The organism is Bradyrhizobium brasilense (genome assembly GCF_029714345.1).
Classification (GTDB): Bacteria; Pseudomonadota; Alphaproteobacteria; order Rhizobiales; family Xanthobacteraceae; genus Bradyrhizobium; species Bradyrhizobium australafricanum.
The window spans coordinates 2,900,923-2,915,890 of record NZ_CP121669.1 but is presented as its reverse complement, the minus strand read 5'-3'; the positions used below and the strand labels follow the sequence as shown (position 1 = coordinate 2,915,890).

Here is a 14,968-nt window from a genome sequence, read left to right as displayed (position 1 = left end):
CCGCAAATCCTGATATCCGACCGGAATTGGGAGGGTTTCCATGGGATTTCGCGCAAACAGCGGGGCTCAGCGTCCTTTGGCCGTCCCCCGAAACCGGTTCGGCACTTCACCTCTCAGTAACGGCACTTAACGTTAAGAAAACGTTGATGATCGGTTAGCGGAATCGCGCGGCTTTGATCCGCATTCGAGTGATACCCTCGCGACCCACTCCGGGCACAATGGCGCAGCGCATCATGCGGATCGTGGAACCGGCAGGGGTCGATTGCGCGGCCCGCACGGTAAAGGAATAGTAAACGCCTATTTGTTTATCCATATGTCAAAATGCTTTCTCCTGGTTCGGGTTTGAGTGATTCGTATGGCTTCAAGTTCGTCTTCGTCCGGCAACGCTGATTCGAAGCGTCAGCGCGCCCTCCCTGTTCCAAAGGGGGTGGCGGACGCGAAGACGTTCACGCCGGATTCCTCGATCGCCTCCGACGTGATCCCGTCGGCGAACTTCGGCGATCGCGCCAATGGCCGGCAACCCGACATGATCGTGCTGCACTACACCGGCATGCCCGACGTCGAAGGTGCGATCACCCAGCTCTGCACGGCCGGCACCGAGGTTTCGGCGCACTACATCGTGCTCGAGGACGGCCGCATCGTGCAGTGTGTGCCGGAGAGCAAGCGCGCCTGGCACGCCGGCGTGTCCGCGTGGGCCGGCGATGACGACATCAACTCCTGCTCGATCGGCGTCGAGATCGTCAATCGCGGCCACGATTGGGGCTATCCGGATTTTCCGCTGCGCCAGATCGCGGCCGTCATCGCGCTCTGCCGCGGCATCATGCTTCGCCGCAAGGTGGTAGCGCATCGCGTGCTCGGCCATTCCGACGTGGCACCGGCGCGCAAGAAGGATCCCGGCGAGAAATTCCCGTGGCACTCGCTGGCCAATTCCGGCGTCGGGCACTGGGTGCAGCCGGCGCCGATCGTGCGCGGCGACGCGCTGCAGCTCGGTGCGATCAGCGACAGCGTTTCCAACATGCAGGCCGCGTTCCGGCGCTACGGCTACAACATCCCGAACAACGGCAAGTTCGACGGCCCGACCATGGAGGTCGTCACCGCCTTCCAGCGCCACTTCCGCCCGGAGCGCATCGACGGGATCGCCGACCGTTCCACCATGGCCACACTGCACGCGCTGCTCGAGAGCCTGCCGCCGGATGCGGCGACGGTGGTCGCGTCGAGCTAGGCTCGCCTCCGTCCGTCGTCGCGAGGAGCGGCGCATTTACCGGCCAAGTGTGCGTGCACGTTGGAACTTTTCGGCATGAGCGGTCTTTGTAGGTGGGGCGGTCCGAGTGGAGATTCGTCCATGTTCAAAGCACTGATCGCAGGAGCCGCCGCCGTCGGCCTCATTGTCGCTCCGGCAGCCGCTGGCGCTATGTCGACCCAAAGCAAGACCATGTCGTCGACCCATCACAAGACCCAGAAGGTCCATCACGCGCAGAAGAAGATGGCACCCGGCACCACGACCGGCATGTCGAAGGGGACGACGACCGGGCAATCGAGCACCGGCGCCAAGGCAAAGACAGGGTACTGAGCACGCTCAACGCCGTATGGCGCGCTGACCATCGTGAATGAATAGCGTGAATGAATAGCGCGCCGTCACAGGCTACGCACGAGATGGGGTGCGTCACCCCATCTCGGCGATCCGCCGTGCATAGAGCCGCCGCAGCGGTTCGAGTTGCGTGGCGGCCGAGGCGGCGAGATAGGCCTGCCGCGCTTCGTCCCTGCGGCCGAGGCGGCGCAGCAAATCGGCGCGCACCGCGGGCAGTTGGTCATATCCCTTCAATGTGCCGCGCGCGTCCAGCGCGTCGATCAGGTCGAGCGCGCGCGCCGGACCATCGACCATCGACACTGCGGCGGCGTGATTGAGCTCGATCACCGGCGACGGGCTGATGCGCAGCAGCACCTCGTAGAGACCGGCGATCTGCGGCCAGTCGGTGTCCTGATAACTCGGCGCCCGCGCGTGCAGCGCGGCGATCGCCGCCTGCACGGCGTAGGACTGCGGCCGGCCCGGCATTCGCAGCGCCTCCTCGACCAGTTCGAGGCCTTCGGCGATCTGCTGGAAATCCCACAGCGAACGGTCCTGCTCCTCGAGCAGCACGATATCGCCGCCGGCGGTCTGGCGGCCGGCGCGGCGCGCATCATGCAGCAGCATCAGCGCCAACAGCCCCTTGATCTCGCCGCGCGCCGGTATCAGCGCATCGATCAGCCGCGCCAGCCGGATCGCCTCGCGGGCAAGATCGGGCCGCATCAGATCCTCGCCGGCGGTCGCCGCATAACCTTCGGTGAAGACGAGGTAGATCACCGCGAGCACGCCGGTGAGGCGCGGCTCCAGCGCCTCACGCTCCGGCACCTCATAGGGAATGCCGGCGAGTTTTATCTTTTGCTTGGCGCGCAAGAGGCGCTGCGCCATGGCGTCCTCGCTCACCAGGAAGGCGCGCGCGACCTGCACCGTCGTCAGCCCGCACACCGTGCGCAAGGTCAGCGCGACCTGGACCTCCGCCGCAAACGACGGATGGCAGCAGGTGAAGATCAGCCGCAGCATGTCGTCGTCGAGCGTTGCATCGGCCGGCTCGGGCGAGGACTCTGCATCGAGCAGGATCTGATGCGTCAGTTCCTGCTGCTTGCCGCGAAACGTCGCCGCGCGGCGAACGCGGTCGATGGCCTTGTTGCGGCCGACATTGACCAGCCAGGCACGCGGATTGGAGGGGAATTCGCCGATCGGCCAGCGCTGCAGCGCCACCGCAAAAGCATCCTGAAGCGCATCCTCGGCCAGGTCGAAATCGCCGACGAGACGGATCAGCGTTGCGAGCGCCCGGCCCGCCTCGTCGCGAAACACTTTTTCGATCTGGCTGGGGGTCATGGTCTCACCGTCATTCCGGGGCGATGCGAAGCATCGAACCCGGAATCTCGAGGTTCCGGGTTCGCGCTTCGCGCGCCCCGGAACGACGAAACCATCACTTGTCGTAGATCATCACCGGCCTGACTTCGATCGAGCCGGTCTTGGCGCCGGGAATCCGCGCCGCGAGGCCGAGCGCCGTGTCGAGATCCTTGGCATCGACCAGATAATAGCCGCCGAGTTGTTCGCGGGTTTCCGCAAATGGCCCGTCGGTCGTCAGCGTCTTGCCGTCGCGCACCCGAACGGTGGTCGCGGTCGACACCGGCTGCAGCCCGTCACCCGCCTTGAAGTGTCCGCTCTGGATGATGGACTGGGTGTAGACGCCATATTCCGCCGACAGGGCCTTGCGGTCGTCGGCATTCATGCGGCCATATTCCGCGTCGCTCCGGTAGATCAGCAACAGATATTGCATCTTGAGAACTCCTCTTGATCGGCTGGATCGCCGACACCCAGTCGAACGGGCGACACGCAGGACGACATCGTCAGGATAAATTATTTTGGCCGCCCGGCGTGAATGTCTCACTGGCCCCGGCGGGCCGCAGAGCAAGCTTATATCGGATAACCCGATAGTAATCGCCAATATTATTCGTTTGTTAAATTCATGGCTGCGCGTAGCCTTCGGATGCCTGGAGGACTTCGCCATGACACCACTGCCGCAGACAGCCACACGCCTTTCCCGGCTCCTGCTGTCGATGCTGTACCGAATCCTGCGCAGCCGGATCGTGGCGAAACCGCGCCACCACGCCAGTCAGGTCGCCTCGAACATCGCCGCGGGCGGCAATCCGCTCGGCGTGTGAGGAGGCAATGCAACGGGGCATCACGCGCCTGAAGGCGCTGCGTCAGCTGATCGCCGACGAAGGGCTGACCATCGCGATCCTTGCGGCGGTCGCCGCAGCGACGGTGATCGCATTTGGTTTCGGTGCGGAAGCCGACATCGTCGCCTCGATGCTGGTCATCGGCCTTGTGACCGCGCTGGCGGAAACCCGCCTGCGATCGGGAAAATAGCTCCAGCTGCCGTGACCAGTTCCGGAGGGATGACCGAGAACCTGGCATTTGCTTGTAGCCTTATCCGCGTCATTGCGAGCGAAGCGAAGCAATCCATCTGTAGCAGGTGCGGAGCGATGGATTGCTTCGTCGCTACCGCTCCTCGCAGTGACGGCATGGCTTCACAGCCTTTACGACGATGGTCCGGCCTGCTGCGCGGCGCGGCGCCGCAACTCCTTGAGCTCCTCGAAACGCTTGGTCACGTCACGCATCACGGCGACAGTGCCGGCGACCTTGTGCGCCGCATCGTGCAGCATCACGATGGTGAATTCGACGGAGATGCGCGTCCCGTGCCTGGTCAGCGCCGGCACCGACAGCAGATCGCCCTGACCGTAGCGGCTCGTCCCGGTCGCCATCGTGTGCCGGAAGCCGGCCCAGTGACGCGCGCGCAGATTCTCCGGAATGATCAAATCGAGCGATTGCCCGATCGCCTCCTCGGCGCCGAAGCCGAACATCCTGACTGCACCGGGATTCCACAAGGTGATGCGGCCTTCGACATCGGTCGCAACGATCGCGTCGGAGGCGCCCTTGAGCAACGCGTCTCCCACTTCTGCCGCAATATCCATCGTTTGACCTCCTGCTGATCCCGATCCTGCTGTGAACGCGGACGTTTGCGCTGACAAGCGAAGAAAGCCGATGGAACGGATCGGTGATGCCGATAGCAATCGCGGTCAGCGCCGCCGCCGCGCGGCAGGCCTGGCCCGCGGGACATCGGTAGCGGCGTTAACCTGCGACGCGGCAAGCCGATGCATGGTCTCGACCGCGCGCGCCAGATGATCGTCCTGGCTATCCGCCGGATAGGCGACATAGGCCGGCATCGCAAAGCCAGGTGCGCCGGCGACGGCGTGCAGCCGCCGCGCCTTCAGGAGCGGCTCCACGATACGACGCGCGAAGAAGCCAGAGCCGCCATTCTCCAAAAGATGCTGCAATCCGAGCCAGCCGATATTCACCGTCAGCGCGGGGCCGGCGAAATTCGGAAACAGCGTGGCGTGACGCGCGTAGAATTCGGGGCCCCAATCGACATAGACATAGCCCGGTCCCGGCTCCGGTGCGCTTTTCGGATCGGTCGACACCAGGATGAGCTGCTCCTCGAACAGCTGCTCGACCTTGAGGCCGGGGCGGCTCTGCGGCGTGTACATCACGCCGATGTCGATGCGTCCCTCGACCAGCCCCTGCATCAGCTCGGGCTCGAGCGCGCTCTCGGCGCGGATCGAGATGTCGGGATGCGCCCGCGTCATCAGCGGCAGCCAGCGCAGCAGATACTCTTCCCAAAGTCCGATGCGGCCGCCGACCACCAGCGTCGCGGAAAATCCCTTGGGGATTCCGACATCATGGCGCGCCTGCTCGACGGTGCGGACCAGCACCGAGGCGTGGCGCTGAAACTGGCGGCCGGCCGGCGTCAACGTGGTGCCGGCCTTGTTGCGCACGAACAGCACGCAGCCGAGCTGCTGCTCGAGCGTGTGGATGCGGGTGCTGACGGTCGACTGGCTGACATGCAGCCGCTCCGCCGCGGTGATGAAGTTGCCGGCGCTCACCACCGTCAGGAACGTCCGGGCCAGCTCGGTATCCATGGCGCGCCTCGACCTTTGGATCGATCAAATCGATATCAAAGGCCCTTCCTCTGCGAATGTCAAAATCGAGAGCCAGCCGGGCGCCAGGCCAAGGTTAACCATCGCAATCGCTTGACGCGGGCGGCCAAAGCCCGCATGCGTACGCCGTCAGTCGGCCGGACGGCCGCTCCCGCAAGCGCCGAAAGGCCGCGGGGGAGGAAAGTCCGGGCTCCATCGACATGCGGTGCCGGATAACATCCGGCGGGGGCGACCCCAGGGAAAGTGCCACAGAGAACGAACCGCTCCCTCCTCGGAGGAAGTAAGGGTGAAAAGGTGCGGTAAGAGCGCACCGCGTTTCCGGCAACGGAGATGGCATGGCAAACCACACCGGGAGCAAAACCGAATAGGGACGGCAACGCGGTTAGTTCGCGCACGCGCGATAACACCGCAGGGCGATGTCAGGCCCGCTGTCCGGGTAGGTTGCCCGAGGCAAGGTGCAAACCTTGTCCCAGAGGAATGGCCGTCGCGTACCATTCGCGAGAATGGTGCCCTACAGAACCCGGCTTACAGGCCGGCTGATATCTTGGAGTATGAGGGGCTCGGCGCGACACGCCGGGCCCCTCGCCATTTTCAGATCAGCATCGTTCCAGCTACGCGCGCCGGCGGGAAGTAGAGCCAACCCGTCAGCTTGCGTCAGAACGACCCGAATGCGGTGCCGATCGCAATCACCGCTGCGAGAGCAATGACAGAACTCACAATGCCGACCATGACAATGTCGAGATAGCTATCGCGATGCTTGAGCCCACAGATCGCAAGCAGGCTAACGACAGCGCCGTTGTGAGGTAGAATGTCCAGCGTTCCCGAACCGATCACCGCGACGCGATGCAACAGGCCGGGGTCAATACCCGCCTCCGCGGCAAGATCCATATAGGTCCGTCCCAGCGCATCGAGCGCGATCGTCAAGCCGCCGGAAGCCGACCCCGTCAGCGCCGCAAGGATGTTCGTCGCGACCGCGAGCGACACCAATGGACCGCCCTCAATTCGCAACACCCAGTCCCGCACCACGCCGAAAGCGGGAAGCGAGGCGATAACGGCGCCGAATCCGACAAGGCTTGCGACGCTCAGCGCCGGCAAGACTGACGCGTTGGCACCGGCATCCATGGTTCGTCGCAGTGCGGGCAGCCGCGTCCAGTTGCAGAGGATGACCGTCACGATCGCTCCCGCCAACGCCACGACCACCGACCAGACACCTGCCACGGCAGCCAGTGATGTATTTCCCCACCGCTGTTCGGCCAGGAACGAGAAATCAAGCCGAGGCAGCACAACCAGCGACATCACCAGATTGACGGCGACGACGACGATCAGGGGAAGCAAGGCGTTGAAAATCGGGACGGCGGCATCGCTGTGATATCCGTGGCGGAACTCCGCCGGGTCGAATTCCCGCGCCGTCGTAGCCCGCTCGCGCAACAGCTCATCGTCGGCTGCATCCGCCGGCACCGGCGGCTCGTCGCCATAGCCCTCTTTTGCGCGATGCGCTGCTTTCTCCGCGCGAAGCAGCCACCACAGCCCGACGCCCAGCATGATGATCGATGCGACAACGCCGAGGCCCGGTGCGGCAAAGGGGGTCGTGCCGAAGAAAGGCATCGGTATCGCATTCTGTATCGACGGCGTGCCCGGCAGCGCCGACATGGTGAAGGTCGAAGTCCCGAGAATGACCGCCGCCGGTACCAGACGACGTGGAATCCCCGCCGTGCGAAACAGCGACTGCGCCATCGGAACGATGACAAAGAAGGCGACGAACAGGCTGACGCCGCCGTAGGTGACCAGTGCGCCTGCGAGCACGACCGCGAGGATGATCCGGCGTTCGCCCAGGCACCGGGAGATGAAGCCCGCGACCGCAGCGACCGCGCCGCTGTCATCCATCAGCTTTCCGAACACGGCGCCAAGCAGAAAAATAGGAAAGAACTGCGCGAGAAACTCCGACGCACTACCCATGAAGGTCTGCGTCCAGTTGGCGAGCAGCGGTTCGCCACCGAAGGCTGCGGCCACCAGCGCACAGAGCGGCGCGAGCAGCAGCACGCTCCAACCGCGGAAAGCAAGACAGACCAGCAGTCCAAGCCCGACGACAATGCCGAGAAGACCCATCGTCTCAGCACTCCGCCAGCAGAATATCGAGATCCGCGGTCGAACGCTCACCGAGATCGGCGCCATGCGCGTCAAGGAATTCACCGGCGGCTCGCCGCCCTTCCTCGTGCAGCTTCGCCACGAACGCCCATTCGGCATTAAGCTTGGATGACGAACCGAACGTCGCGAGCATGTCGCTCTTGATCCGGTGCGTCTTCATCTGCGCCCAGCGGGCGCCTTCCCCTGTGCCGGGGTCGGCGACCTGGCGAAGCAACGCGATCATCCGCAGCTCCTTTGCCAACGGCGAGTTGAATGAGATCTCGTTAAGCCGGTTGAGAATGTCAGCGGCCGTGCGCGGCGGCTCCGGACGCTCGGTCGGGTTGATCTGGACGACGACGGTGTCGCGCGCGTCGGTCTCGCGAACGAGCGGTGTAATCGTGGGATTGCCCGCGTAGCCGCCGTCCCAATAGGGCTCGCCATCGATCTCGATCGCGCGAAACATCGTTGGCAAGCAAGCCGACGCAAGCAGGACTTCCGCGGTAATCTCCGCGTTGCGAAAAATCCGTCCGCGGCCCGTACGCACGCGCGTGGCGGTGATGAAGAGCTTGATCGGCGCGCGTGCAAGACGCTCGAAATCGATACTGTCGTTCAATATGTCGCGTAGCGGATTGAAGCCAAGCGGATTGAGGTCATAGGGTGAAAGCATCCGCGACATCAAATCGGTGAAGAGATAGGCCGGGGAGCTGTCAAGCGACCAGCGTCCCATCAGGCGGTCGAGCGGCGACCGTTGCAACGGACTGAATGCGGCGGCGCGCGAGACGCTTCGCCAATATTTTTCAAGCGCTTCGCGTGCGCCGGCAGCGCCGCCCGCGGTCCAACCATCCGCCAGCACGGCTGCGTTCATCGCTCCGGCCGATGTCCCGGATATGCCCGCAATCTGAAACCATGGTTCTTCGAGAAGCCGATCCAGGACACCCCACGTGAACGCACCGTGCGATCCCCCACCTTGAAGCGCCAGGTCTACGAGCACGGGGCTGCGGTTCATGAATCCATGCTCACCAGCACGCGAGGCGTTCATTATGTCGCAGTTTAACCGAACATGCGAGACAAAGTTGCGGTCGCTGCCCAATTCCGATGGCGAACTTCGAACGATATTATCTCAACTCGAAGCGAAGCGATCGCTTCAGTGCCGCCACAGGCCCACGTTTCTTAAAAGGCGACATGCATGGGGTGGCGGGCGTAGAGTGTGCCTCTCGCGGAGGATCGCAGATGGACCTTCAGAAGATCATGGCGAAGGCGAGAGACATCGCCAGGAGTACCGGCTCGATCACGACGGAGCAACTGAACGGGATGTGCCCCAACAATATGGAGCCCGAAGATATCGCGGCTCTGTTTGCGGCTCTGCGGACTGAGGGGATTCGTCTCAAGGACGACGAAGCAGAAAAGTAGGAGCCCAAAGTAGGAGCCACTGTGCTTTGACGCCACAGCAAGACAATCGATCACTGCGATCGAAGCGCTGGCCGAGTTTGGATAGTGGCAGATTGGCCATCCGGCGGCATTGCAGCTATGATCCGCCAGAGCTGGACGTGTCCTTCTGCCCCGAGATTCAAGAAGATCAAGAGGAGGAATAGGAATGTCGGTCGCCTGCAAGTTCGAACGCAGCATCCTCAGCCACGAAGAATATGAAGCAATCCGCCTGACGCATCATCCCGCCATCTACGACGTCGAGGTGAGCGAGCTCGAGGCCATGCGACCCCGCTTGCGCAAGATGCGCGACAAGGAGCGAACGGTCGGCCGACAAAAGCAGCGAGAGAGCCGCGGAAAAGCCGAGGCTCGCGGCACGAGCTTTCCAGGAACCGCCAAGCATGCCTCGGAGCGTAAGCAGGTGTTCGCGGCGGCGCTGAAACGGGTCAACACGGAGCTGAGGCGTCAGCACAATCTGGCAACCCGGACCGCGCATGTCGAAGCGGCGCGAAAGGCCCTCGCGCTGCACCGGGCCGCGAACTTCACAACGCGTCCCCCGGCTGGAGCCACCGCGGGCGAAGGCATGGCGTCGAAGCCAAGCGAACGCCGACGAAAGATCATCGCAGGCGCAAAGATCGGACGCGTATCGCAGGCGACAAAGGTCGCTCAAGCCGTCCGCGACGCGCGCGGTGCATGATCCCGCGCAAACAAGCGGCTGATTGATTCCGGCGCGGCATCGGCATCCCGCGGCATATGCCAGCCGTCGCGGTTGCGCGCGGCCTCCCCCATGCCGAAGCGGACAGGGCGCGGCGTTTCAGCGGCATTGGTCAATGCCGCTGACCTGGTCGAGATCGCTCCAATCCTCGCCCGCGCTTTCCGGCTTGATGTACATCAATGTCGCAACCGCCATGACAGGTGACGCTGCCCATATTTTTTGAATCGGGAGCGTCGCCATGCATTGCCCCAAAGCTGTGTCAGCTCTTACCCTTGGATTGCTCATCTCCACTTCGGCGCTAGCCCAGCAAAGCACCGGCGCACCCGGCTCGCCCAGCGCCACGACAGCAATCGACGGAAGGCAGCTTCCGCCACCCGATCCCAAGTTCGGCGGTATCATCAAGGACGGCGCCCTGCAGTCGAAGCCGTGGTGGCCGTCGCGTGTCGTCCCGCCCAAGGACGCACCGAACGTACTCCTGATCATCACCGACGACGCCGGTTTCGGCGTGCCGAGCACCTTTGGCGGCGTCATCCCGACGCCGGCGATGGACCGCATCGCCAATGACGGCCTGCGCTACAACCGCGTCTTCTCCACCGCGCTTTGCTCACCGACCCGCGCGGCGCTGATCACCGGGCGCAATCACCATTCGGCTGGCTTCGGCGTGGTCTCCGAGCAGTCGACCGGCTTCCCGGGCTACAACAGCATTATCGGCAAGGATAAAGCCACAATCGGTCGGATCCTGCTCGACAACGGCTACGGCACTTCGTGGTTCGGCAAGGAGCACAACACGCCTGCCTTTGCCGCGAGCCAGGTCGGGCCGTTCGACCAATGGCCGGTCGGCATGGGCTTCGAGTATTTCTATGGCTTCGTCGGCGGCGACGCCAACCAGTGGGAGCCCAACCTGTTCCGCAACACGACGCAGATTTATCCGTTCCAGGGCAAGCCGCCCGGCACCTGGAACCTGGTCACCGCGATGGCCGACGACGCCATCGATTGGATGACGCGGATGCACCAGACCGATCCGTCGAAACCGCTCTTCATCAAATACGCGCCCGGCGCCACCCACGCGCCGCACCACCCCACCAAGGAGTGGGTCGACAAGATCAGCGCGATGCATTTGTTCGACGATGGCTACGAGAAGCTGCGCGAGCGCATCCTCGAGAACCAGAAGCGTCTCGGCGTCGTTCCCAGGAACACCAGGCTCGCACCATGGCCCAACGAGATGCTGAAGCCGTGGGACCAGTTGAGCCCCGTGGAAAAGAAGCTCTTCATCCGCCAGGTCGAGGTCTTTGCCGCCTATGCCGCCTACAGCGACCACGAGATTGGCCGCGTGATCCAGCAATTCCAGGATCTTGGCCGGCTCGACAACACGCTTGTCATCTACATCAACGGCGACAACGGCACCAGCGCCGAAGGCGGACCACTCGGCACGCCGAACGAGGTTGCGTTCTTCAACGGCCTGAACGAGCTGCCGGCAGACGTGCAGATGAAGTTCTACGACGTCTGGGGCACCGAACAGACCTACAACCACATGTCCGCCGGCTGGTCGTGGGCATTCGACACCCCGTTCGACTGGTTCAAGCAGAATGCTTCCAGGCTCGGCGGCATCAACCAGAACATGGTGGTGTCGTGGCCGGCACGCATCAAGGACAAGGGAGCCTTGCGCGAGCAGTTCGTGCATGTGATCGACGTCGTCCCCACGATCCTCGAGGCGGCCGGCATCCGCGCGCCCGAGATCGTCGACGGCATCAAGCAGGCACCGATCGAAGGCACCAGCTTCGCCTACACCTTCGACGCGGCGAACGCGAAGACCTCCTCGCGTCACAAGACCCAGTACTTCGAGATGTTCGGCCAATGGGCTCTCTATGACGACGGCTGGATGCTCTCCACCAAAGTCAACCGCGCGCCCTGGCAGACGTTCGGCCCGGCGAACCCGGATCCGCTCAACAATCAGGTCTTCCAGCTCTACAACCTGAACAACGACTTCAGCCAGACCGAGGACATCGCGGCGCAGAACCCGCAGAAGGTCAAGGCGATGCGGCAGAAGTTCGTTTCCGAAGCCAGGAAGTATCAGGTCTTCCCGCTCGATGCTTCCGTCGCGGCCCGCATCGTGGCACCGCGCCCGAACATCACCGCCGGCCGCAAGGAATTCGTGTACACGCGGCCGATGACGGGATTGCCGCAGGGGGATTCGCCCGCGCTGCTCAATACCTCGTACACGATCACTGCGGACATTGATGTGCCGCAGGGCGGCGCCGAAGGCATGATCTTGACTTCGGGGGGCCGCTTCGCCGGCTATGGCTTCTACCTGCTGCAGGGCAAACCGGTCTTCCTCTGGAACATGGTCGATCTCGAACGCATCAGGTGGGAGGGCCCTGATGCGCTGTCGCCGGGCCGGCACACGGTTGAGTTCGATTTCAAATACGACGGCATTGGTGCCGGCACGCTCGCGTACAACGATTTCAGCGGCCTCGCTCAGCCCGGCACCGGCACGCTGAAGGTCGACGGCAAGGCGGTTGCTAGCCAGAAGATGGAGAAGACGCTGCCGATGATCCTCCAGTGGGACGAGAGCTTCGACATCGGCTCCGACACGCTCACGAGCGTGAACGATGCAGACTATAGGCCTCCATTCCCGTTGACGGCCAAGCTCAACAAACTCACGATCAAGGTCGACCGGCCGCAACTCACGCCCGCGGACATCAAAAAACTGCAGGCGGCGATGCAGGAAAAGGCCAGCGCCGACTGATCGCAGGGCATGCGTGCGGGCCGCGCCACATGGCGGAGAGCCCGCACCTGCAGTCCAGAACAGCGCCGTCGGTGCGGAAGGCTTGCACCAGTTCGCTCACCAGGAAGCGATCTGGTGCATTTGCGCAATCGCGCTCGCCGTCGGCAACGCTGGTCGCAATCGCAATCAAGCGCGCCCTTCGCGGCCAGTGAAAAGCCCGTACGCGAAAAGCAGGATGATTGCGCCGACGACACTGCCGATGAAGCCTGCACCCTCCCCGAACCGATACCATCCCACCGCTTGACCGAGATAGGTCGCGACGAACGCGCCGACGATGCCCAAGACCGTGGTCAGAATGAATCCCGTGGGCTCGGATTTGTTGCCGGGCATGATGAACTTCGCGATTACTCCTACGATAAATCCAATGATGATCGTCCAGAGGATGCCCATTTCCATCGCTCCATTCGGTTAATTCGCGCATCCACGCCCCAAACGAACCCGCGACCATTGAGATAGATCAACGTTCTCCCGGCCAAACCCATTGTATCCGGCAGCGGAGGCGGGCTCGACATGACTTGGCGTGGCGCGGCCGCCGTGCTGCACACGTCGCTAAGCGGACCAGGGCATGGCGATCATTGGCGAAATCACGCACACCACGATCTACCGCTATGCAAAGCCGGTCAGGTTCGGGACGCACCGGGCGATGTTCCTGCCGCGGCGTGGCGCCTCAACCCGCCTGCTCAGCTGGTCCGCACGCACGAGCGTGCCGTCGAAGGTGCATTGGGTCACCGACTCCCGCTCCAACGCCGTCACGGTGATTGAATTCAACGCACAGGGCAGCGAGCTCACATTCACGTTCAAGGTTCGCGGCATCTATTTCGGCATCAAGGGGATCGAGGCGTTTCCGCTGGAGTCCCGGGCTGACGAAGTCCCCGTGCAGTATACCCCGGACGAATGGACCGACCTTTCCGGTTACCTGCGTCCGCATGCCGAAGATCCGGACGGCAGCCTCGCGGCTTGGACCAAAAGCTTCGTTGCCGGCGATCAGGATCGCACCATCGACGTGCTGCACCGGATGCTCGAGACGTTTCGCAGCGGGTTCAGCTATCGCGGGAGAGATGCGGAAGGCACCCAATCTCCGAACGAGACGCTACGCACCAAATCGGGCACCTGCCGGGACTTTGCCTGGCTGATGATCGAGACGCTGCGCCGGCTCGGCTTCGCATCCCGCTTCGTCAGCGGCTATCTGTACGACGCGGCGCTCGATGGCGGCGACGTGGGGATGACCGGCTCGGGCGCGACCCACGCATGGGTGCAGGTGTTCCTTCCCGGCGCCGGCTGGCTGGATTATGACCCGACCAACTGCCTCAGCAGCGGCTTTGACCTCATCCCGGTGGCCATTGCGCGGCATCCGGGCCAGGCTGTTCCGCTGGCCGGCTCGTGGTTCGGCGAACCCACCGATTACCTCGGCATGTCGATCAATGTCGCAGTCCACAAGATCGGCGAAGTGCACGATCCTTCGGAAGGATAGTTGGAACTCGCTGTGCTAACCGCGACGCCTCGATGCTGCGCGTTGTATGGTACGACGGCTCATCACGCGACGATCTCCTGCAGCATCGCCATCAGCGCCTCCGGCGCGGTGACGTTCGGCGAATGGCTGGCGTCGATCTCGAAATAGCGCCAGCCGGCTTCGTTCCTGATGCGCCGGCCGAACTGGCCGAACGTGTCGGCCTGCGTGGTGCGGGTGGCGTAGATGTAGCTGCGCGGCAGGCTGCTCTCGCCGTGCTTCAACTTCAATTTCTGCTCGAAGCATTTGATCGGCATGTCGACGCGCCGCGCGCTCAGCCATGCGACGTCTGCGGGCGACGTGTCCGGCGGCACCGGCATCGGCGGAATACGCCAGCCGTCGCCGTCGCTCGCGAACTCACGCATGGTCTCGATCGCCGATTCGTTGAGATCGAACAGCGACTGGCCGTCGCTCGGCACGAAGGCGTCGATATAGATCATCTGCGCGATGCGCTCGCGCACCCGGTCGGCGACGCCGGTCGCGACCATGCCGCCATAGGAGTGCCCGATCAGCACGATGTCGTGCAGGTCCTCGTAACTGATGACGCTGAGCACATCCTGGATATGTGCCTCGAGGTCGAGTCCTTGATGCGCAAGATGCGCGCGCTCGCCAAGCCCGGTGTAGCTCGGCGTGACCAGCCGATGTCCGGCGGCCTGCATCAGGGGATGCATCTTCTTCCATGCCCAGCCTGCCGACCAGGCGCCGTGACAGACCAGAAAGGTTTTTTGCGAATTCGCAGGCGAGCCTGAAGTGTTGGGCATGCTTCCGTTCCGATTGTCGTTGATGAGCCGCGATTTTGAATAGTACCTGCGAGACGCGTTGTGTAAACGTGGCGCCAAATACC

General features: G+C 63.4%; 17 protein-coding genes and 1 other RNA gene. 9 read left to right on the top strand and 9 right to left on the bottom strand.

Going from position 1 to position 14,968, the window contains the following annotated elements; translation table 11 throughout:
- Positions 1-355: 355 nt before the first annotated feature.
- Both QA635_RS13440 and QA635_RS13435 read left to right on the top strand, forming a co-directional pair.
- Positions 356-1,222, top strand: a complete 867-nt coding sequence (locus QA635_RS13440) for an N-acetylmuramoyl-L-alanine amidase (RefSeq protein ID WP_283069592.1) — start codon at positions 356-358, stop codon at positions 1,220-1,222.
- Positions 1,223-1,342: 120 nt separating this feature from the next.
- Positions 1,343-1,570: a hypothetical protein gene (locus tag QA635_RS13435; protein ID WP_016840052.1), complete on the top strand. Its 228-nt coding sequence runs from the start codon at positions 1,343-1,345 to the stop codon at positions 1,568-1,570.
- Positions 1,571-1,663: 93 nt separating this feature from the next.
- Here the strand turns inward: QA635_RS13435 and QA635_RS13430 are convergent, their stop codons facing one another.
- Both QA635_RS13430 and QA635_RS13425 read right to left on the bottom strand, forming a co-directional pair.
- Positions 1,664-2,899, bottom strand: coding sequence for an RNA polymerase sigma factor (locus QA635_RS13430; protein WP_283069591.1), 1,236 nt, complete (start codon positions 2,897-2,899; stop codon positions 1,664-1,666).
- Positions 2,900-2,993: 94 nt separating this feature from the next.
- Positions 2,994-3,347, bottom strand: coding sequence for a YciI family protein (locus QA635_RS13425; protein WP_057014988.1), 354 nt, complete (start codon positions 3,345-3,347; stop codon positions 2,994-2,996).
- A gap of 229 nt (positions 3,348-3,576) precedes the next feature.
- Here QA635_RS13425 and QA635_RS13420 point away from each other — a divergent pair, with 229 nt between their 5' ends.
- A complete protein-coding gene (locus QA635_RS13420; protein WP_176937094.1) occupies positions 3,577-3,732 on the top strand; it encodes a hypothetical protein in 156 nt (51 codons plus the stop codon).
- 7 nt (positions 3,733-3,739) lie between these two features.
- Positions 3,740-3,940, top strand: a complete 201-nt coding sequence (locus QA635_RS13415; RefSeq protein WP_057014987.1) for a hypothetical protein — start codon at positions 3,740-3,742, stop codon at positions 3,938-3,940.
- Between the two features lie 170 nt (positions 3,941-4,110).
- Here the strand turns inward: QA635_RS13415 and QA635_RS13410 are convergent, their stop codons facing one another.
- The gene (locus QA635_RS13410; protein WP_283069586.1) at positions 4,111-4,545 is read right to left on the bottom strand and encodes a PAS domain-containing protein; all 435 of its coding nucleotides are present in this window, start codon (positions 4,543-4,545) and stop codon (positions 4,111-4,113) included.
- A 105-nt stretch (positions 4,546-4,650) separates the two neighbouring features.
- The gene (locus QA635_RS13405) at positions 4,651-5,550 is read right to left on the bottom strand and encodes a LysR family transcriptional regulator (protein ID WP_283069585.1); all 900 of its coding nucleotides are present in this window, start codon (positions 5,548-5,550) and stop codon (positions 4,651-4,653) included.
- A gap of 147 nt (positions 5,551-5,697) precedes the next feature.
- Between QA635_RS13405 and rnpB the strand changes: the two genes are divergently transcribed.
- An RNA gene (gene rnpB, locus QA635_RS13400) (RNase P RNA component class A) lies at positions 5,698-6,112 on the top strand.
- A gap of 110 nt (positions 6,113-6,222) precedes the next feature.
- Here rnpB and QA635_RS13395 read toward each other — a convergent pair.
- Complete coding sequence (locus QA635_RS13395; RefSeq protein ID WP_283069583.1) at positions 6,223-7,674, bottom strand: GntP family permease; 1,452 nt, start codon at positions 7,672-7,674, stop codon at positions 6,223-6,225.
- Between the two features lie 4 nt (positions 7,675-7,678).
- Complete coding sequence (locus QA635_RS13390; protein WP_283069581.1) at positions 7,679-8,698, bottom strand: patatin-like phospholipase family protein; 1,020 nt, start codon at positions 8,696-8,698, stop codon at positions 7,679-7,681.
- A gap of 224 nt (positions 8,699-8,922) precedes the next feature.
- On the opposite strand from QA635_RS13390, the gene QA635_RS13385 reads away from it, so the two are divergent.
- Together QA635_RS13385 and QA635_RS13380 are read left to right on the top strand one after the other, a co-directional pair.
- Positions 8,923-9,102, top strand: coding sequence for a hypothetical protein (locus QA635_RS13385; RefSeq protein ID WP_283069580.1), 180 nt, complete (start codon positions 8,923-8,925; stop codon positions 9,100-9,102).
- Between the two features lie 184 nt (positions 9,103-9,286).
- Complete coding sequence (locus tag QA635_RS13380; RefSeq protein WP_283069579.1) at positions 9,287-9,814, top strand: hypothetical protein; 528 nt, start codon at positions 9,287-9,289, stop codon at positions 9,812-9,814.
- Between the two features lie 117 nt (positions 9,815-9,931).
- On the opposite strand, the gene QA635_RS13375 is transcribed toward QA635_RS13380, so the two are convergent.
- Positions 9,932-10,072: a hypothetical protein gene (locus QA635_RS13375; RefSeq protein ID WP_283069577.1), complete on the bottom strand. Its 141-nt coding sequence runs from the start codon at positions 10,070-10,072 to the stop codon at positions 9,932-9,934.
- Here QA635_RS13375 and QA635_RS13370 point away from each other — a divergent pair.
- Positions 10,071-12,578, top strand: coding sequence for an arylsulfatase (locus QA635_RS13370; protein WP_283069576.1), 2,508 nt, complete (start codon positions 10,071-10,073; stop codon positions 12,576-12,578). The two genes, QA635_RS13375 and QA635_RS13370, sit on opposite strands and share 2 nt — an antisense overlap.
- Before the next feature lie 165 nt (positions 12,579-12,743).
- On the opposite strand, the gene QA635_RS13365 is transcribed toward QA635_RS13370, so the two are convergent.
- The gene (locus QA635_RS13365) at positions 12,744-13,007 is read right to left on the bottom strand and encodes a GlsB/YeaQ/YmgE family stress response membrane protein (protein WP_283069574.1); all 264 of its coding nucleotides are present in this window, start codon (positions 13,005-13,007) and stop codon (positions 12,744-12,746) included.
- Between the two features lie 175 nt (positions 13,008-13,182).
- Between QA635_RS13365 and QA635_RS13360 the strand changes: the two genes are divergently transcribed.
- On the top strand, positions 13,183-14,088 hold the full coding sequence (locus tag QA635_RS13360; RefSeq protein WP_283069572.1) for a transglutaminase family protein: 906 nt from the start codon (positions 13,183-13,185) through the stop codon (positions 14,086-14,088).
- A gap of 62 nt (positions 14,089-14,150) precedes the next feature.
- Here the strand turns inward: QA635_RS13360 and QA635_RS13355 are convergent, their stop codons facing one another.
- Positions 14,151-14,885 (bottom strand): alpha/beta fold hydrolase, encoded by a 735-nt coding sequence (locus QA635_RS13355; protein WP_283069571.1) that lies wholly within the window; start codon positions 14,883-14,885, stop codon positions 14,151-14,153.
- Positions 14,886-14,968: the final 83 nt, after the last annotated feature.